Here is a 19,889-nt window from a genome sequence, read left to right on the forward strand (position 1 = left end):
TCTTCTAGTTGTTTTTTAATTCTGCCCATTGCTTTTCAAAGTTAACAAATGGATCATTCTTGTCAGTCACCGCTTCTGCTTTTTTCCCCCAGTTCTTGTAAATTAGGTAAAGAACATAAGCTGCAGCAATTCCTAGTATCGCTGGTACATTGGCTGCTGTGGCCAAAAGGACGATAACACCGGCAATTCCCCAGCCGATTTTTCCAGCAGTCGAGTGAGTTTTTAAAAATTGCTTGATGACAAAGTAGAGCACCAGCAAGCTTATGCCGAGACCGACAAGCGGACCAATGCTGGACATCAGCACCATGACAGCGATAAAACCGGCAAGCAGCAAACCGAATTTTTTCATTAACAATTCCTCCTTATCTCTTATGTACTTATCTTACCTTCCTCACGAAAAATCGATAACGTGCCTAAGCTTGATTTTCAGGTAGGTCCTAAGGCTTAGCAGCATACCGGACCTTCTACTTGCCGGATGAGAGTTAAAGTTTTGGAGTGTTTATAAAGCGGTAATAACTCGGTAGGCGAGGCTTAGAAAAGAATCGAACGTTTTTTTGACAGGTTTGGGGGGGCAGAGCGGAAATTTGCAAATTTTTTATGGCTTTATGACGATGGAGTGAACAACCCTGCATCTTCACCAATAAAGCTACCATTTCTCGTTCTGACTTCTGGTCCAAGCCTTTGGTAAGTGTCACTTATAACTGCCCGTCACACAAAAAGCCACTCACTCGAGTGGCTAGAAAAAACACTTAGACCAGTAATACAGATAGCTCTAAGTGCAATAAACGTAACAACCGGCTGTATAATGACTTTTGGATATTTCATATTGGCTTTGATGCCAGCCATCAAAGCCAATATGATCACTGTGCTAAACAGAAAAATTGTCCGTGTCATCACCACGCCATCTATGGGTGAGGTATCCATCTTTGATAAATCATGCGCAATTCTTTTATCCGCCTTCACTTTTTAGGAGTCCGTCCGACGGAGTAAAATCCACGTATTTTTATTCAAAATGAATGTTTTTATACAATAAAACGGATGAATTTGAAGCATTGTCGCGTAATTATACGCTAAAAAATGGACAGACTCTAAGGGGGCGGCGGTGCATGAATTTAACTAAACACTAACAAGTACCCGTAAACAAAAAGATGAAAGAATTTCCGCTATATAAAATCCTAATATTCAAATAATTAAAAAAGATTCTTCGTTGCAATTCACTATGTCGTTCTCTTTGTCGACGGAATCGTTATCGGTCTTGTGATCCATTCCGCCGGTAAAGTACATTAGCATTTCGCTCTTTTTGTGTTTTACTTTGCAATTATTTTTTCAGCTGTCCCACTGTTTTTCGTTTTCTTACTGCTTTTAACTATATGGTAAACACCGATTGTAAGCATTGGAATTGCATATACTGCAATCATAGCGTAAGCCAACCACGTGTATCCAATAGCAATCAAGTCAATAATTCCAACTTGTGCAAAGATAATCGATAAAACGAGCGCACCAATTGCAATGGCTCCATTTTGCTTTTTTGATAGCTGTTTGTTCGACTTCTCTTCCATTTGTGTATTCACACGGTCAATGAACGCATGAATCATGCCTGTCGCTGTTTCAATTAGTGTCCAGCCTACGACAATACCGAAGAGAACTACTACCCATGCTCCATAACCTTGCAGCATTTGGAGCCATGGCACTGAAGCACCCAGTACTTCTTCTGATGGATAAAACCCGAGTAAACTGAAGTATGTGAGAAACCAAGGAACAGTCATGAGAACGCCCGCAATGATTCCAGATATAATCGACTCTTTACGTGATGTTTGCCGTTTTATCGTAAAGAGTGCCGCAGGAAAGACTGCCAGGTTATACCCTACATACAAGATTCCGCTCCATAGTACTGGCCAAACAAGTACTTCTCCTTCAATAAAGCTCGTATCACCTGAAGAAAGAACCTCTTGGGCGTTTTCCCAGGTAGTGCTGAGGACCATTACTGAAAAAACAACATAGCCGACGAGTAAAGCTACTGTGCCGAACGTTTTGAAGCGTTCGATAACATCTGCCCCAAAAAAGTTTAAAAGAGCCACAACTATAGCAATTGCAAGTACCCCTATCCAATAGTTTAAACCTAATGTGCTGTTTAGTATTTCCCCTGTTGCCGCTGCCATAACGGAAATGATGAGGATTGCTAACAGGAGATACACGATGTCATACAGTATCCACGCTCTCCCGATTAAATGTTTCAATAAGGACCGGTAGTCATATGCCTTGAAATGTCTGGCTAGCTCAAAGGATAAGCTTGCCATAACGATAAAACCGATAAAAATACCGATACCGCCGATCCAGCCCATGGCTCCATATTTCGCACCATACTCTACAATCTCCCGGCCTGTAGCAAATCCGCCGCCCACTAGTACTGACTGCAGGATGACACCCGGGAGAACATACCTGCCAAAAGGCCCCTCGAAAAACCCTATCTTCTGTTTTTCCATCTTTCTTCGCCTCCTCCTAAATTTTTTAACTTGCCAAGTTAGTTGTTAAATACTGTTTTTTCGACCGTCAGAGCTTCTAGAACTTGCCGGTTAATATCATAACCAATGCCCGGTTTTTCCGGAACTTGAATGATACCATTTGTTACGGTTACCTCTGGGTCAATAATGTCTTGTTCCCAATAGCGCGAGGAGCTTGCCGTATCACCTGGGAGTGTAAAGTTTTTCAATGTTGTCAAGGCAACGTTATGAGCTCGTCCCACTCCAGCCTCTAGCATGCCACCACACCATACTTCAATACCATTCTTCTGGCAGAGATCATGAATGCGCACCGATTCACTCAGACCGCCTACACGTCCAATTTTAAGGTTGATTATTTTCGCGCTACCGAGTTGAATCGCTCGTCTTGCGTCATCATAGGAATGAATGCTTTCATCAAGACATATTGGAGTTTTCAGCAGACGCTGAAGTTCTGCATGGTCAAAAATATCGTCATGCGCAAGCGGCTGTTCGATCATCATCAGGTTCAGATCATCCAACTGCTTTAAATGATCAGCATCTTCCAGGGTATACGCAGAGTTCGCGTCGACCATTAACGGAATATCCGGGAATACATTGCGTACTTCACGCATCACGTCTACATCCCAGCCTGGCTTTATTTTGACTTTAATCCGCTTGTAGCCTTCCTCGACATGCTTTCCGATCACTTCGATTAATTCCTTAACAGTCGGCTGAATACCGATGCTTATCCCCACATCGATCTCTTTTTTCGTTCCGCCCAGGGCTTCGGCAAGAGTCATGTTGTTCCGTTTCGCATAGAGATCCCATACCGCCCCTTCAAGAGCTGATTTAGCCATATGATTTTTTCGGATGGATGAAAAGCGGGGAAACACTTCATCCGGGTGTTCGATAGGCTTCTTCAGCAAAAGTGGGATAAGAAAATCCTTCATGATATGCTCATTTGTTTGAGTGGTTTCTTCACTATACCAAGGACTTGAAAAGGCAACCGTTTCTCCAAAACCGATATTCCCCTTTTCATCTATTGCTTCCACCACAAAGAAGTCTTTATCCTGGAAGGTGCCGAAACTAGTCGTAAATGCATGCTTTAACCGCATCTGAAGCTTATGTAAAATTACTTTTTCGATTGTAATACTCATCTGTACTCCTCCTCATTTATAGTAAAAGCATGCTTACTCTTTCAAAACGGTAAAGATTAATCTTCTCCTCAGGATATTGAGTAAGGTCAACCGCTGCATAACCATCTGCTATTAACTGCTGGATCCACCTCCGGGTTTTATACCGCCAATCTATTGCAAGCTGTAAATCCTCTTTTTTCATTTTCTGAAATTGTATTGGTACAGGGACAGTAGCGTCTGTTACTGGATTGAAACTATCAGCTATAATTGGAAATCCCTTATCTGTATACTCAATCGCATTAGTTGGGAAATCCGTTTTTTTAGATTTGTCCCGTAAGTCTGCCACATGCTTCGAATCTATCCACCACTCGACCAGGAAACGATCTGTTGGGAGGTCTGAATTCAGTGCATCATCCATCACTCCGTAATGATTTTCAATATAGATTCTTCCTATTCCTCCAAGCTTGTGCAAGTTCAGAAAAGCATTGGCGCTTTCCAGCGGGTCAAAAGTCCACACGATGAGCTTATAACCCATTTGAAGCGCAATGTCCTTTTGTAACTTTTTCATTTTAGTTCCGAGGCCATTTTTACGGTAATCCGGATGAATCCCAAGCATATGGGAACAAAGATAAACGTTTCCTTCCTTGTACCCAGGAAAGCTGTATAAAAACCCAATGATTTCGTCACCATCGTAAGCGCCGATTAAAATTCCCCCGTTATTCACTGCTGTATAGACTTGGTGAAAAGGAATCGGATTCATTTGCCAAACGAGCTGTTCAATGTGTTGGACTTGCTTCACTTCATCCAGTTGGGTGATTTGCTTAATCGTTATCCCTTTTTTCACGCTGTTCCCTCTCCTTCGACTGTTTTAATGATGGTTTTTGCTAAGATTTCAATCCCTGTCAACATCGCCTTATGGTTAAAAGTCATGTTCGGATGGTGCAACCCGGGTGCTAAATCACAGCCAATTCCGAGCATGGTTGCTTTTAAATGCGGGCGCTTAATCGTGTAAAAATGAAAATCATCGCCACCTGTTGTGACTAATGGGGAATAACATTTTTCTTCCCCTAGTACATCAATGATGGAAGCTTTCATTTTCTCTTGTGCCTCGAGACTAACCTCTGCTGCAGCTACACTTGCATCTATTTCAAGAGAAAGATCAACGCCGTAATAATTGGCAAGATGTTGACCAATTCCGTCCACCTTCTTTTGCAGCTCTTCCATCGTATCGTTGTTCTGCGCTCGTAAGTCAAGACTAAATGTTGCGGATCCTGGAATAATGTTGCTGCTTTCACCACCTGCTTGAAATGCCGTCATTTTTGCTGAATATGATTGCATCGGATCAATATGAATACTATTTAAGAAACTAACGAAATTCGCACCAATTTCAATAGCGTTTTGTCCAAGGTGCGGGCGAGCACCGTGGGCATCGTCACTTTTTATCTTCCCACTTACAAAGCGAGCTCCCCCGTGTAGAATAGAGGGGACAGCGGTTCCATCAGGGATTTCTTGGAACGGTCGCAAATGCATACCATACAAATAGCTCACATCGTCAACAACACCTTTTTCTACCATTTTTAAGGCACCAGTCCCTTTTTCTTCTGCAGGCTGGAAAATGAAGCGGATCGTCCCGTTTGGCTTCGGATAGAATTTTTTCAATACGAACAGGACACCGAGCGCCATGGTCATATGAGCATCATGACCGCACGAGTGGTTCGCTTGAAAGGTTCCGTTTACTTCCTGCCACAGTGCATCAATATCTGCTCTAAGGGCCACTACCGGCTTTCCATTCCCCATTTCTCCAATAAGGCCGGTATGATCATCAAACGTTTTCACACGTACTCCTTCCGATTCTAGCAACTGTGTAAGGTATTCTGTCGTCTGGTATTCCTGCCAGCTAATTTCAGCATGAGAATGTAAATGATGAAAGATTTCCATGATTCTAGGTTCTATACTTTTTATAAATTCCTTCATTTTAAAAAAACTCCTTATTCATGTAGTGATGCAAAAAAGTTGCTCGCTTGGAAGTTTTCATATTCTTTTCGTCTTATTTCAAATTGTTTTGGATTAGTCATAGTCACCCCTGCAACAAGAGCATTCATAAGCGAGAAAACAACCGGCGCTGTGTCTAACGTGGATGTAAACGGCAGTTTAACCGCAAGAATTAAATGGGCTTGTGCTCGGATCGGAGCAAAATCCGAATCACTTATTCCAATAATGTAGGCTCCCTTCTTTCTCGCCTCCTGAGCTAAGTAGATCGTGTCCCGTGCATAACGATGGAAAGATAAAGCGATAAACACGCTTTGTTCATCTATCTTAGACAACTCATAAATCACATCGTCTATATTGGGCTTATAGCATGTAGCTCCTCCTCGAACTACATTCAATGAAAAAGCAAGCCATTGAGCTGCCGAAAAAGAAGAACGAGATCCTGAAACTAAAATTTTTTCCGCTGTAGCCAGCTTATTAACCGCTAAATTGAAGTCCTGTTCACTTATTTGATCAGCAACTGTTTGGATATGATGAGAATCAGAGAACATTATCTTTTTGTGAAAACTAGATGTATCGCTTAATAACGCTTTTTGATCCCCGTACTCCTTTAAACTACTTTTATCATCAAACAAGCTTTTATTTATTCTCTTCTGAAATTCACTGTAACCTGAATATCCTAGTGTATGACAAAAACGAAAAATGGTAGTCTCACTCACCCCTATATGCTTTCCTGCTTGTTTTGCGGAAGAGATGGCAAAGATTTTTGGATCAGACTCTAAAAGGCGCGCCACCTTTAACTGTCCTTTTGAAAACTGATTATAATGCTTCTTCAATTCTGAAATAATTTCTTCCACTAAAACTGTCACCTAATTTCTAATTGGCATGCTTGTCAATTTAGCGAAGTATTTCCTTCATTTTTTTGATTTATGAAGGAATTGCTTTTTTATTACTTTAACATTAAGTTTGAATTTTCACAATACTTTGTTTAAAAGTTCAATCAAAAAGCGGACATGGCCGATAGTTTTCCTCATACTAACATTTTCAATCTGAAGGGTGGGTCTGAGATGGACAAACGAAAATTTGCCGGATGAGAGTTGAAGTTTTGGAGAGTTTATGAGTGGCGATAACTCGAGAGGCGAGGCTTGGAAAAGAATCGAACGTTTTTTTGACAGGTTTGGGAGCGCAGAGCAGAAAGTTGTCAAGAAAACACCGTTTTTTTGACAGGTTTGGGGGTCCAGAGCGCAAAGTTGTCAAGAAAACACCTTTATTTTGACAGGTTTGGAGAGCAGAGCGCAAAGTTGTCAAGAAACCTCCTTTATTTTGACAGCTAACAGGATAGAGTGCTCCTTGAGTTCATTTTTTACTTATCTCCAAAAAAAACTGCCAAAAGGCAGTTTTTTTTCATGAATTAAAAATCACGTGTTTTGTCAAAACGAGTATTTGCAGGGTTGTCCGAGGTTAGGGGTGCATCAACCGGGTTGTTGGTTCTTGCGCCGTCCATTCCAACGGTCGTTGTTCCGTCGTTCAGACCAACTCTGTTCTCCTCCCGCTCGACGACTACAAGGATTTTCCCTTCTTTTACATAGCCTTCGTATTGTTCTGCTTCCTCTTCCGGAATGCCCATTCCGATCAATGCTCCGGCCAAGCCTCCAGCTCCGGCCCCTACTGCAGCGCCAGTCAGCGTTGCTGCAATCGGACCTGCCGCGACGATTGGGCCGATGCCAGGGATTGCCAATGCTCCAATGCCTGCTAGCAATCCTGTAAGACCGCCTAATACACCGCCAGTTGCAGCTCCTGCGGCAAGGCCTTCCTCCGTCTTTGTACCGGTTGCTTCGTTGACGTGATCCACCTCATCGTCGTTTTTGCCAATAACGGAGATATCATCAGGATGGTATCCCTGCCTTTTCAGATCCTCAACGGCCTGAATTGCGTCTTGCTCGTTATCATATACTCCAACTAGATGTTTTTCATGTTCAAACATAGTAAAAGCCTCCTTTAGACGAGTAGTCCTTTTAAAGATACCCGCATACAGGAGGCGTAAACATAATGTTGAAGGATTCCTGTTGATATGTTTTTTTAAAAAAATTTTAGTTCACAGCAAGTTCCAATGCTGCAGTGAACTGGGCAACGATATCCTCACCATTTTCAATGCCAACCGAAATCCTCACCAACCGGTAGGTAATTCCCAGCTCCGCCTGCGCTTCAGGGGGAAGTGCGCGATGGGAAGTTTTCAGCGGATGGGAGACCGTTGTTTCTACGCCTGCAAGTGTCGGAACAATTTTTACCCAGCCAAGAGATTTGAAAAATTGGTCTGTGTCCACATGATTGGCGAGCTCGATTGTGACGATGGCACCAAAACCTTGGTCAGCTTCTGTAAAAGGATAATATACTTTTTCGACATTGCTATTCTCCCTTAAACTTTCTGCTAGCATCCGGGCATTTCCCGATTGGGCCTTCATCCTTAATGCCAGCGTCTTCAAGCCTCTGCAAGTCAGCCATGCTTCAAACGGACTCAGATTCGCTCCAAGGTTGATGACTCTCGCCCGCGCCGCTTCTATCAGCTCTTTTCTGCCGACAATGACTCCGGAAGTAACATCACTATGTCCGCCAATGTATTTAGTCGCACTGTGGACAACGAGATCCGCACCGAGCTCATATGGGCGTACATGGAGCGGAGTTGCAAATGTGTTGTCAACTAATACAACAAGGTTTTGGGTTTTTGCCAGAGCGATAACTTCTTCGAGTTTTTCCACCCTAAGCAGCGGATTGGTGATCGACTCTGTGTACAAAAGCTTTGTATTAGGCTTGATGGCATTTGTAACGTTGTCCAAATCAGAAAATGGCACGAATGTTGTTTCAATCCCAAATCGTTCCAGCTCTGCTTTTAACATATGAAAACTTCCGCCATATACGTCATCCGCGGCAACGATGTGGTCACCACTCCTTACCACTGCAAGGACGCCTGCCAAAATCGCCGCCAATCCGGAAGAAGCAGCTACACCATCCTCCGCATGCTCCAAAGCCGCAACCGCCTGTCCAAGCTCATCCGTATTCGGATTGCCGACCCTGGAGTACAAATAATTCCCTTCTCCTTGATAAAAACCCTCCAGTTCGTCAAGATCGTTAAAAGTAAAAGCAGACGTCTGGTAAATTGGTGTTGCTTTGCTTTTAATTCCTTGTTGCTTCGTATGTACGGAATGAATCACTTCCGTTTCAAACTTGTTCGTCATCACATTCACCCGCTTCTAAAAGATAGAACAATCTTTAAAAAGGAGAGGCTTCAACCGCAATCCTCTCCTGTCCTTTAGGAATCAGCCCTTTGATATTCTCATGGTCTGTCCTTCCACACTTTGATACAGATTCATTCATTGATAATAGCAGAAGTATACCAATATCGTCTTGATTTCGTCAATGACCGATTTTTCAGTCTTCTGAATCACTGTCCAGCAAATCCCATGGTGTGATGACTCCGATTGGTTTTCCATGTCGGTCGCCTGTTTCCGTAATGATGACTGCCTGAAGCTTCTTGCCCCTCGTATGATAGCGTTCGAATAGTTCCTCGATATGATAAAGGGAGGCTTTTTCATCTACAAAGGTCACGAAATAATTTTTTCCCTTCGTCAGCAACTCTTTGATTTGAACATTTTCAAAGGGAACGACACTGTCGGAAAAATGCTGCGCCATCCACTGGATAATTTCTGTAGAAGTTAGTAGAGCGACATATTTATCATCCTTGTCATAGATCGGAAATCTGGTAAAATCAAACTTATTGATGACTTTAAGCACATCTTTCAGATAAGCATCTTCATAATAATAGAAAACGGGACTTGTTGCGATCGATAATGCTGTCTGCGGCTTCTCAAACTCTTTGGCGATTTCCTCCATTCGTTCGACGACCTCAATATGCGGCTCGGCAATATAATAATCCGCATTCACCCGCTCATGGACAATCGCATTTCGCAGCTTCGCAAACTGATGCAGCTCACTTTTATACTTGCGGATCAAGGAATGATTTTTATAACCAGAGTATAGCAGTTCGACAAACGCATCGCTGTCCGTCCCCTTTACCATTTCCTTCAGCGCTTTATGGATACGATTGAAAGCGGCCTCGAACTTGCCGGATTGTTCTTTGTGTTTTACCTCTTGATTTGCTGAAGAAAACGAAGCTGTTTTTTCCGTATCGGTGTTTTGATTTTTAGCTTTTTCATTGTTTTGATTTGCATTTTTTTTGCTTTGCTGACTCGTTCGTGTTTGTTGCTTGATTGTTCTATGTTTAGTCTGAGTTTCATTTGTCAAATTAGTCCCTCCGTTATTTCAAATCACTTCCCTAGTTTATTACCCAAAAATACTCTTTTCCTAAGCATGGATAGATATTGTAAAATTTCCAGAAGACTTTTTAGTTTGGTACAATGAGTATAATAGTATATACAATAGAAAAGGGTTTGATATAGTGGCAAAACAGAAGAAAAAAAGATTGATAAAAGAAATCACTCAGCTTGTAACGATTACGATTGGGGCCGTCATCGCTGCTTTTGGGCTTGATATGTTCCTTGTGCCAAATGCAATCCTCGATGGTGGTGTCATCGGTCTTTCTATTATTGCAGCGGAATTGACCAACATCTCCATGAGTATTTTCCTGATCCTATTTAATCTGCCTTTTCTTTATATCGGATATAAGAGGATGGGCATGAAATTTACGCTTCGGACGCTGTACGGCGTCATTATTTTATCCGGTGCAACAGCTTATTTCCATCTTTTCGATCAGGTAACGGATGACCTATTTTTGGCGACGATCATCGGCGCCGTCATCCTTGGTACCGGTGTCGGTCTCGTCATCCGCGCTGGCGGAGCTCTTGATGGCACCGAAATTATCGCCATTCTTGTCAGTAAGCAGCGCACCGTGTCTGTCGGTCAGATCGTCATGGTGATGAACTTTTTCATCTTCCTTTTAGCTGCCCTGCTCGTGTTCAGCTGGGAAACCGCCATGTACTCGATCATCACCTATTTTATCGCTTTTAAGATGATTGACGTTGTCGTCGAGGGTATGGAGGAACTTAAATCAGTTACGATCATTTCCGATGTCCCGGAAGAAATTGCGGAAGCTCTGTTGAAGCAATTAGGGCGTGGCATGACCTATATTCATGGCCAAGGTGTTTTTTCCAGTGAACCGAAGAAAATCATTTACATCATTGTCAGCCGGATTGAATTGTCCACTCTGCGATCGGTGGTCGATGATATCGATTCAAACGCACTCGTCGCGATCGAGAATATCGCCGATGTTTCGGGCAGTAATTTTGATAAGATCAGCGAGCATTAGAATGATGACTTGGTATGATCGATAATTGTCGTAAAAATGAAGGTCCATAAAAATGAAAAGAGCGAAAAAAATCCCCTGGCGAGTGAACCGCCGGAGGATTTTTTTCGTTAATCGATCGGATTATTGAACTTTTTCTCCTTCTGTCCGGTTGTAAACTCGACCAGTTCTTCTGGGGTGTTGTTGCCTTTTTTCTTGTTATTGTTTCGTTGGGCGTTGCCGTTGCCAAGCTTTTGCTTACCCATGCTTCCTCGCTCCTTTAAATGAATTCAAGGTGTAGTATGGATTTTTTTGCTGGCGTTTATTCTAAGGTCGGGTGAGCGGCGGACCTTTGTTGCCTGTTCGTAGGCATAGGCAAGCCGGATCAGCAGCGGTTCGTTGAAAGCGGTGCCTGTGAAAGTAATCCCGACCGGCTCACCTTCTTCTGTGTAATCAGTTGGTACCGTAACCGACGGATATCCCGCCTTGGAGGCGATTGTCGAGCCAGCCATTGGAAAAAGCACGACATCCGCTCCGTATTCCTTCAGGGCATAGTCAATTCCCTGTTCCCTAGCCATATATAGATTGAATTCCAGTTCTTCAAGGTATTCTGTTTCTGTCAATTCTCCGCTTGTCGCTTCTGATTCCAGCAGAACTTCCTGTCCATATTTCAGCGTTTTTTGCTCATGTTCATCATTATAAGCAATCACATCGGCAAGTGTTCTGATTGGAATAGTCGGTGTCAGACTGTTCAGATAAGCATTTAGATCTGCCTTGAATTCATAACTTAACACATTGTATCCCCATTTCGCTTTTGCTGCAGGAATGACCGCTTCCATCATCTCCGCTCCCAGTTCTTTCAGTTTTTCTACGGCTTTTTGGAAAATTCGCTCCTGTTCCTTCGTCCATTTGCCAATGTACTCTTCCTGGACTACAGCAATCTTTATTCCATTTAATGCTTTTTTGTCGAAAAGATCGTTATGGTTGAATTCAGGTAAGCTTACCATTGTTGCCGGGTCTTGCGAATCCTGCCCGAAAATCGCCTCTAAAAGATATACCGCATCCTTGACAGTTCTCGCCATCGGACCTGCTGTGTCCTGGGTATGGGCTATCGGAATGATGCCCTTGCGGCTGACAAGTCCGACAGTCGGCTTGATGCCGACCAGTGAATTTTGCGAAGCTGGACTTAAAATCGAGCCGTCCGTTTCCGTACCAATCGCAGCCGCTGCAAGATTGGCGGCAATTGATGCGCCAGAACCTGAGCTTGAGCCACCAACGTCGAACTTGCCTGGACCATATGGATTTTCAACTTGGCCGCCTCGTGAACTGTAGCCGCTTTTCATGCCATTTGCCATGAAGTTAGCCCACTCGGTCATATTGGTTTTTCCGAGGATAACGGCACCAGCCTCCCGCAGCTTGTAAGCAACAAACGAATCTTTCTCCGCTATAGAAGTCTTCAAAGCTAATGATCCGGCACTTGTATGCATTTTATCACCAGTATCGATATTGTCTTTAACCAGTACTGGGATGCCGTGCAGCGGACTCTTTGGTCCCGTTTGTTCTCGCTCTACATCAAGAGCAGCTGCAATATGCAGCGCATCGGGATTCAGTTCAAGTACAGAGTTGATTGTTTTATCAAATGCAGCGATCCTAGCCTGATACATGAGCACAAGATCATGACTTGTCAGCTCACCTCTCTCCATTTTTTCCTGCATGTCATCGATTGTCGCTTCCAGAAGCCATTCTTCCATCAATGTATGTAAGCGTGGATTTTTCATGTCAACAGTTCCTTCCGATTAATAAACTTTGAAATATATATTCTCGATTTTTAACGAAAATCCCTTTAAATGCAGCAAAAAAGCTATAGGCTCTGATCCTATAGCTTGCACTTTTTTATTTTGCATCGACTATTTTGCCACCGTAAAATTCCTTGAATACTGGATCGATATTCAGCGTAGTACAGAATCGCTTTAAATCCCGCTCTTCTCGTTGATTGACAATCGAGATGACCGTTCCTTTTGCACCTAAACGGCCCGTACGTCCAGAACGGTGGACATACTGGTCCTGTTCCCTTGGAAAATCGAAATGGACGACATGGGTTACGCCCTTAATATCGAGGCCACGAGCTGCAATGTCAGTGACTAGCAACATCTCACTGTTGCCATCACGGAACTTCTGTAAGTATTTCTGGCGATCCTGCTTTGTCAATTCGCTATGGAGCTGCCCAACCGGGATGTTTTTGAAATTCAGCTTCTCGGCAGCGATAATCAAATTTGGAATATCTTTCATGAATACGAGCGACTTTGTTCCATCAAGACGTGCGATTTTTTCAAGAATTTTTATTTTATCACGCTGCTCGCTCCGGAAGTATATATGTTCCACTTTTGCCGCGTCAAATGTATCATCCTTCTTCACTTTAATAATTTCAGGATCATTCGCCAGCCTGCTGATCGCTTTTTCAACAGTCTCAGGCAGTGTCGCTGAAAAAAGGACTAGTTGCCTTTGATCGGCAAGTGTCGATTTTACGATACTCTTTACTGTTTCCGTATGCTCAGGGGTCAACAGTTGATCCCCTTCGTCGAGCACGATGATGCGGACTTTATGCATTTTCAGTTTTTTTTGCTTGATCAATTCATTTGTACGACCAGGGGTTCCGACGATAATGTGTGGGCTCTTTTTCAGCTTGTCCAGCTGCCGGTTTATATTTGCCCCGCCGATCAGGCTTGCCGATTTAATGCCGCTGCCTTCTCCCCACTTTTGGATTTCGCCGAGGATCTGCATGACAAGCTCCTGTGAGGAAGCGAGGATAACTGCCTGTGTATTCTGCATTGTCGTATCGATTTTATTTAAGACAGGAAGTAAATACGCTAACGTTTTACCCGTGCCAGTCGGTGATTCAGCAGCAACGTCTTTTTCGTCTAGCAGTAACGGAATTGTCGCCGACTGAACAGCAGTTAGCGCCCCGAATCCGGCCTTCTCCCAGGCTAGCTGCAGAGAAGGTTTCAATTGAGCAATTATTGGTAGAGTTTCTGACATGTTTTTCTCCTTCACGTAAACATTCTAATATTGATACTAGCTAAAACCTGCGTATAAGTCCAGTATTCCCCCACTGAATCACGTTTTTTCATGAGGTTATACACTCAAGAATTATTTTATTGGCGGAGTTCACAATTTTATTGGCGAAAATAAAAATTTATTGGCGATTTTCACAATTTTTCTAGCAAAAATTTTAATATATTGGCGATTTTCAATTTTTATTGGCGAACTGGAAAATCCATGCGTTTTTTTCCAATTCACAAAAAAACATCGGACGAAAAATCACCCGATGTCTTAAATCCTTATTTATGAATCCACACTGCACCAGCAGAGTTGTCTTTCGCTTCGCCGATCACTTGGAACTTGATCGGGAATGTAGCAGGTACTTTCCGTCCTGCATCTGGGATCAAGTCGTTCATGTAAGATTTAGTAGAATCAAACTCTGTTACTCCTGGAAGTCCCTTGTAGTCAAAGATTCCGCGTAACGGAGAATCGATGTACCAGGCTGGTGTCTGATCCAGTAATCGAATTCCACTTCATAATTTGCTTTGTATGAGAACTCATGATTCTTTGTCAAAATCAGCCTATTTAAACAGAAATCTAATTCTTTCGGCCTTTTTTTATCGTAAAAACTTGCGTCGAGACATGTATTGCGTCGAAAAATTTTTCTTCGTGTCTCGAAATTTGATTCGAAAGACCTATCCTTTTTTCACGAAAAAAAGAGCACAGAATCTGTGCTCTCTTTTAATCTATTGATTTACTTTTATTACACGGCCCTCGATTTTCGGGTTCACTTCTCCGTGCGCCTTGATATAGTTTACCAATGCATCCAAATCGACTACATCGATTTGCTTATCAGCAATGGTTGCTAGGATTGCATAGCCATCCCCGCCACCTGCCATGTAGTTATTGACGGTGATAGAATAGGTTTTCTCGATCTCAACAGGTGTTCCATCATTCTTCGTGATCGAAACAATGCGGTCTCCAGCCGCTCTGGAATCATCATAAGTTACCTTCAAACCAGAGATTGGCATGATTCGGACCTTGCTGCCCCATTGCTGCTCAAGCAAAGTTTTGATGACTTCTCCCGTCACGTTCATTTTCACCAGGTCGTTTCCGAATGGCTGCACAGTGAAAGCTTCTTTCCATGTGATTTCCCCTGCGTCAATGTCAGCACGGACGCCTCCTGAGTTCATAAAGGCAAAATCAGTCCCCGTCTGCCAGCGCATGGCATCCGCAACCAAATTGCCCATCGCAGATTCACCAGCAACACTGGTTTCTCGGCTAATATCGGAAGGGGTGGTTCCAATTACTTCGTTCAAAATCGGCGCGACCTCTGATACATAGCTATCGAGTATTGCTTTTATTTCCGGGTCAGGCTCGATTTTGTCTCGGTATGTTGTGACAATTTCAGATTTTCCAGCGATGACATCTTTTGTAACCGGGTTGATCAGTAAATCGACATCAGAAAAAGCGGTACCGGAAGAATACGACTGGACAACAATCTTGCCATCCACTGTTGTATTTGTATAAGCATGGTTATGTCCGCCCAATAACACATCCACTTCGTCATCCACCTTTTGAGCGATGTCCACAAGTTCTTCCCCTGGATTCGATCCATCTTGATTTGAAGTGGATGGATTATGAGCCAAAACAACAATGGTTTCCACACCTTGCGCCTTTAACTCCTCTGTATAGCGGTTGATGGCTTCCGCTTCGTCTGTGAACTCCACGTTAGTGACTGCACTCGGAATGACGATGCTTGGAGTATCGGATAACGCGACTCCAATTACGCCAACGGAAATGCCATTTACATCGATGACTTTGTATGGATCTAAGACATTCTCACCTGTCTCTTTGTAGACAAGGTTAGCGGCAACATAAGGGAAGTCAGCTCCTTCGAATTCCCCGTACTTTTCCACTGTTTTCGGATGGCTTCCACCATTGATCAAACGCAGCATTTCTTCTACACCTTCATCAAACTCGTGGTTGCCGACCGTACCCGCATCAAAACCAAGCTCGTTCAACATCTTGATCGTAGGCTCGTCCTGAAGCAAAGCGGAAACAGGGGAACTTGCACCTACAGCATCACCAGCATGAAGCAGCAAGGTGTTTGGATTAGTCGCTTCCCGTTCTTTTAAATAGGCAGCAAGATAATCCACACCGCCTGCATTAATTTTCGCATTGTACGTGTCCAGCTGACCATGGAAGTCATTGATTCCTAAAAGCTGAAGGGCGATTGGCAAATGGAGCTTGAATTTCGCAAAGCCATTTGCAGCTTCGCCAGCATAGTCAATTAGGCCACTCTCTGGCAGCTCATTTTGTGCATCTGGAGTAGAGGTAAAGGTAATATTCAGATCTTTGCTCACACCAGCAAAACTCCAGTTATTGTCCGCAGAGGGATCAATCGTTCCCACTTCGCGGATATAATCGATGATTGCCTGACGGTTTTCATCTGGATACATTTCTACTGCTGTTTGATTTTTCACACCCGGGAATGTTCCAGTAGCACGATAATTGTTTGTTACAACTAAGAATTCCTGCTCAAGGTTAATTGGCTGCCCGTTGTATTCCAGATTCTTGATACGATTTGCGTCCGCGTTTACTACCTTTCCATTCTTATCATATTTTGCCGGTTCCGTTACATCGATTTCGTAAGTCACGCCATCGATTACATCATAATTGTAAACCGGGAAATCCGGATTGATCAGCGCTTGTTCCCCCGTGCTGTTCTCATCAATAAGGTTGAACTGTCCGGCAGACATTTCAAGCCATTCCTTTACATCGCTTCCTTTGATTTTGATCGTTGACACGGTATTTGGATACAGATAAAGATCGGCTACATTCTTAATCGCAATCGTACCTGCCGGGATGTAAGTATAGTCACTTGCTCCGCCTCTGCCTGATTTGAATGGAGCTCCAGCGGAAAGGATCGGCAGGTTTTCATCGGGAGTGCCTTTGATTTGCTTTTCTACATACCATTTCTGGGCATTCGTCACGATCTGAATGGATGGATCATCTTGAACGAGCGCAAAATAGCTGTTGATATTGGCAGCAGTTTGGCCAACAGGCTGGCGGACATAATTCACTGTCCCCTCATGGTCTTCTTTTACAGCAGCTAAAATTTCTTCGTCTGCGTCTGCCAATGATGTTTTCGTTGCTTTGTCATAAATGGCCCTTACCTCAGACTTGGAATTTTTCACATTCCATTTGCCTTTTTCCTTGGCAATCGTTAAGTCCATCACGCCAAGCTGATTGCCCCAGTTCCCTGCCATAACAACAGGTACACCATTGATAGTTCCGTTTTCCGAATCCACACCAGGCAAGTCAGTAAAGCTGCCAGGAAATGTTAAGTGGTTATGTCCGGTAATGATTGCGTCAATGCCATCAACTAGGGAAAGGTCATAGGCAGCGTTCTCTTCCATTTCCACCACTTTTTCATCGCCAATTCCAGAGTGGGCTAAAGCGATGATGATGTCAGCACCTTCTTCCTTCATCTTCGGAATTTGCGCTTCAACTGATGTTACAATGTCCTTTGTAACCACCTTGCCATCGAGATTGGCTTTATCCCATTGCAAGATTTGCGGCGTGACAGCACCTACAACGCCTATCTTCATCATTTGTGTTTTGCCGTTACTATCCGTGACCTTCTTGTTAAAAATCGTATAAGGCTTAAAGTAATTTTCATCATTATCAGGATTATCGTCGCCATCATCCTTGAAAACATTGGCATTTACATATGGCATTGGCGCGTCATCCAGCACCTCATCAAGATAATCCAAACCGTAGTTGAATTCATGATTGCCGACGGTAGCTGCATCATAATCCAATAGTTCCATCGCTTCAAAAACCGGATGCATTTCCCCATCTTCCAGCACATCAACCTTGGCTTTATAGTCGCCAAGCGGATTGCCCTGAATTAAATCGCCATTATCAAAAAGGAGATTGTTCTTGCCCGGTTTTTCTTCTCTCGCCTGTTTGATGAGCGTGGCTGTTTTGGCAAGACCAAATTCATTTGTCTCGGCATCCTTATAATAATCATAATTATATAGGTGCGTATGAATATCGGTCGTTCCCATGATCCGAAGCTGTACCTCGTGCTTTCCTGGTTGTGCAGGTTTTCCGGCATGACTAGGTTTTCCAGCAGCAAATGCTGTATAGGAAGCTGGTCCTGCCAAAACTGACAATGCCATTGTCGTAGCAACAACGGTTTTTCCTAACTTGCGCAAAGGCTTCTTCAAGAAATTCATCTCCTTAATAAGTAAATTGGTAGAGTACGAGTTAATTATAGTAGGAATGGACAGGAAGAAAATGAACTAATGGACCTGAATTTTCTTAACTTTTTGTAAAGTTTATCTGTCAATTCAGGACTTACCTCCTGAAAATTACGAACACCGCCAGAAAAAAAGCACTGTTGACGAATTGTATTTTTATGCTTTTTCTGCAAAAAAGACTAACATGGATATATGATTAAAAGTCGATTTACGTGGTAATGTATAAAAGAATCCGTTGGGAGTGTTTTTGAAATGAAGGAGTTAGTAAAAGAACTAATCCTGATAGACAGCTCCACCGTGGAAGGGGCCAATCAGGCGATCGAGTTTTGCAGACAATGGCTAATTGAGCAAAAATTGAAACCGAGTTTGATAGAGAATAATGGCTATAAAATGCTCGTATGCGAGATGGGCGAAGGGGATAAAACGCTTGTATGGAATGGCCATGTAGATGTTGTCAGCGGAAAAAAAGAACAGTTTGTGCCAGTTGAGAAGGATGGCAAACTCTATGGCAGAGGCGCAGCCGATATGAAAGCTGGCGTTGCAGCGATGATGTTCGCGATGAAGGAATTACTGGATCAAAAACTCGGAGTGAAAATCCAGCTGCAAATTGTCTCAGATGAAGAAATCGGTGGTCAAAATTGCACAGGCTACCTTGTCGAAAATGGCTATCGCGGTGATTTTGTGATCGCCTCAGAACCGACCCAGCTCGGGATCGCCTTGCAGGCAAAAGGTGTCTTAAGACTGGAAGTAGACGTAATTGGAAAATCGGCGCACGGAAGCCGCCCATGGGAAGGCGAGAATGCAATTATCAAAGCGTTCCAAGCCTACGAAAAGCTGCTGGAATTGCCATTCACAAAAGAAAGCTCAGCGTTTTACCAATCGCCATCCATTAATCTTGCCATCATCTCTGGCGGTGAAGTTTTTAATAAAGTACCAGACCACTGTGTCATGTCCCTTGATATTCGCTATCTTCCCGGTCAAAAAGCAGAAACCATCATCCAACAAATTGAGAGCATTGTCGACGGTACCATTACTGTTGGGTTAAAAGGGATTCCTGTCGCGACAAAGTCGGACGATCCGTTCATTACGAAACTAAAGACCGTTTTAGAAAAGCATACGGACGGTGACGCCATCTTATTCGGCCAGCACGGAGCAGCAGACACCCAGTATTTCGCAATCCATGGAATCCCGGCTATTGAATTTGGACCAAGCGGTGCAAACTGGCATGGAGACGATGAGTTCGTGCTACTTGAATCGCTGGAAAAGTATAAAAACATATTAATAGAATATAGTAAAACGTGGTAAGAAAAACCGGGCAAAAACCGCCCGGCCTTTTTTTGGTTTGGCTGATAATCGATTTCCACTCCAGACACTTGCTTTCCGCGGGGCGACAGGTGAGCCTCCTCCTTGCTTCGATCAAACCTACTCCGATAGCAACCGAGCCTACACCATCCAAATAAATAATTTTACCCCAAACCCACACAGGCTCGGTTTTTTGATAAGAACGTAGAACCTGTCAAAATAACGAGGCTTTCTTGAAAACTTTTCGCTCTACACACCCAAACCTGCTGTTTTTTTCTTTTTGCCCAACTCGAGCGCCTGGGAGTCTGTCTGTCGGAGCGAAATCCACGGATTTTTTTATTCAAAAAAAACGATTGAATAGGAATAATGACAAATT

The 19,889-nt window shown here is 43.3% G+C and carries 16 protein-coding genes and 1 pseudogene; 2 read left to right on the forward strand and 15 right to left on the reverse strand.

The annotated features are described in order from the left end of the window. Window positions 1-4: 4 nt before the first annotated feature. The 10 genes from J2S25_RS13680 to J2S25_RS13725 all read right to left on the reverse strand — a co-directional run bounded on the left by J2S25_RS13680 (window position 5) and on the right by J2S25_RS13725 (window position 9,904). Window positions 5-349 (reverse strand): lmo0954 family membrane protein, encoded by a 345-nt coding sequence (locus tag J2S25_RS13680; protein ID WP_307192154.1) that lies wholly within the window; start codon window positions 347-349, stop codon window positions 5-7. 359 nt (window positions 350-708) lie between these two features. Next, entirely contained in the window at window positions 709-894 is a 186-nt protein-coding gene (locus J2S25_RS13685) for a hypothetical protein (protein ID WP_307192155.1), read from the reverse strand. 413 nt (window positions 895-1,307) lie between these two features. Next, window positions 1,308-2,483, reverse strand: coding sequence for a YkvI family membrane protein (locus J2S25_RS13690; RefSeq protein WP_307192156.1), 1,176 nt, complete (start codon window positions 2,481-2,483; stop codon window positions 1,308-1,310). Between the two features lie 38 nt (window positions 2,484-2,521). After that, entirely contained in the window at window positions 2,522-3,637 is a 1,116-nt protein-coding gene (gene menC / locus J2S25_RS13695) for an o-succinylbenzoate synthase (protein WP_044392102.1), read from the reverse strand. Window positions 3,638-3,653: 16 nt separating this feature from the next. Beyond that, window positions 3,654-4,460 carry a GNAT family N-acetyltransferase gene (locus tag J2S25_RS13700; protein WP_307192157.1) on the reverse strand — a complete coding sequence of 269 codons (807 nt, stop codon included), beginning with the start codon at window positions 4,458-4,460 and terminating at the stop codon, window positions 3,654-3,656. Next, window positions 4,457-5,590: a M20 peptidase aminoacylase family protein gene (locus J2S25_RS13705; RefSeq protein ID WP_044392104.1), complete on the reverse strand. Its 1,134-nt coding sequence runs from the start codon at window positions 5,588-5,590 to the stop codon at window positions 4,457-4,459. Before J2S25_RS13705 ends, J2S25_RS13700 begins: the two co-directional genes overlap by 4 nt. A 14-nt stretch (window positions 5,591-5,604) precedes the next feature. Then, complete coding sequence (locus tag J2S25_RS13710; protein WP_044392105.1) at window positions 5,605-6,462, reverse strand: MurR/RpiR family transcriptional regulator; 858 nt, start codon at window positions 6,460-6,462, stop codon at window positions 5,605-5,607. A gap of 554 nt (window positions 6,463-7,016) precedes the next feature. Further along, window positions 7,017-7,589 (reverse strand): YflT domain-containing protein, encoded by a 573-nt coding sequence (locus J2S25_RS13715; protein WP_084221738.1) that lies wholly within the window; start codon window positions 7,587-7,589, stop codon window positions 7,017-7,019. 106 nt (window positions 7,590-7,695) lie between these two features. Beyond that, window positions 7,696-8,838 carry a trans-sulfuration enzyme family protein gene (locus J2S25_RS13720; RefSeq protein ID WP_044392107.1) on the reverse strand — a complete coding sequence of 381 codons (1,143 nt, stop codon included), beginning with the start codon at window positions 8,836-8,838 and terminating at the stop codon, window positions 7,696-7,698. Between the two features lie 193 nt (window positions 8,839-9,031). After that, window positions 9,032-9,904, reverse strand: coding sequence for a CBS domain-containing protein (locus J2S25_RS13725; protein WP_241768432.1), 873 nt, complete (start codon window positions 9,902-9,904; stop codon window positions 9,032-9,034). 154 nt (window positions 9,905-10,058) lie between these two features. Here J2S25_RS13725 and J2S25_RS13730 point away from each other — a divergent pair, with 154 nt between their 5' ends. Next, window positions 10,059-10,925 (forward strand): YitT family protein, encoded by an 867-nt coding sequence (locus tag J2S25_RS13730; protein WP_307192158.1) that lies wholly within the window; start codon window positions 10,059-10,061, stop codon window positions 10,923-10,925. A gap of 107 nt (window positions 10,926-11,032) precedes the next feature. Here J2S25_RS13730 and J2S25_RS13735 read toward each other — a convergent pair whose 3' ends face one another. The 5 genes and pseudogenes from J2S25_RS13735 to J2S25_RS13755 form a co-directional block, all read right to left on the reverse strand. Beyond that, window positions 11,033-11,167 (reverse strand): hypothetical protein, encoded by a 135-nt coding sequence (locus tag J2S25_RS13735; protein ID WP_260983522.1) that lies wholly within the window; start codon window positions 11,165-11,167, stop codon window positions 11,033-11,035. Window positions 11,168-11,191: 24 nt separating this feature from the next. Then, window positions 11,192-12,679 (reverse strand): amidase family protein, encoded by a 1,488-nt coding sequence (locus J2S25_RS13740; protein ID WP_307192159.1) that lies wholly within the window; start codon window positions 12,677-12,679, stop codon window positions 11,192-11,194. A 115-nt stretch (window positions 12,680-12,794) separates the two neighbouring features. Next, window positions 12,795-13,937 (reverse strand): DEAD/DEAH box helicase, encoded by a 1,143-nt coding sequence (locus tag J2S25_RS13745; RefSeq protein ID WP_307192160.1) that lies wholly within the window; start codon window positions 13,935-13,937, stop codon window positions 12,795-12,797. A 302-nt stretch (window positions 13,938-14,239) separates the two neighbouring features. Beyond that, window positions 14,240-14,455, reverse strand: a pseudogene (locus J2S25_RS13750) (hypothetical protein); the annotation flags it as partial. A 231-nt stretch (window positions 14,456-14,686) separates the two neighbouring features. Continuing rightward, window positions 14,687-18,178 carry a bifunctional 2',3'-cyclic-nucleotide 2'-phosphodiesterase/3'-nucleotidase gene (locus tag J2S25_RS13755; RefSeq protein ID WP_307192161.1) on the reverse strand — a complete coding sequence of 1,164 codons (3,492 nt, stop codon included), beginning with the start codon at window positions 18,176-18,178 and terminating at the stop codon, window positions 14,687-14,689. A gap of 285 nt (window positions 18,179-18,463) precedes the next feature. Here J2S25_RS13755 and J2S25_RS13760 point away from each other — a divergent pair, with 285 nt between their 5' ends. Continuing rightward, window positions 18,464-19,516 (forward strand): M20 family metallopeptidase, encoded by a 1,053-nt coding sequence (locus tag J2S25_RS13760; protein WP_044392119.1) that lies wholly within the window; start codon window positions 18,464-18,466, stop codon window positions 19,514-19,516. The last annotated feature ends 373 nt before the right edge of the window (window positions 19,517-19,889 follow it).

The organism is Mesobacillus stamsii (assembly GCF_030814065.1).
GTDB lineage: Bacteria > Bacillota > Bacilli > Bacillales > Cytobacillaceae > Mesobacillus > Mesobacillus stamsii.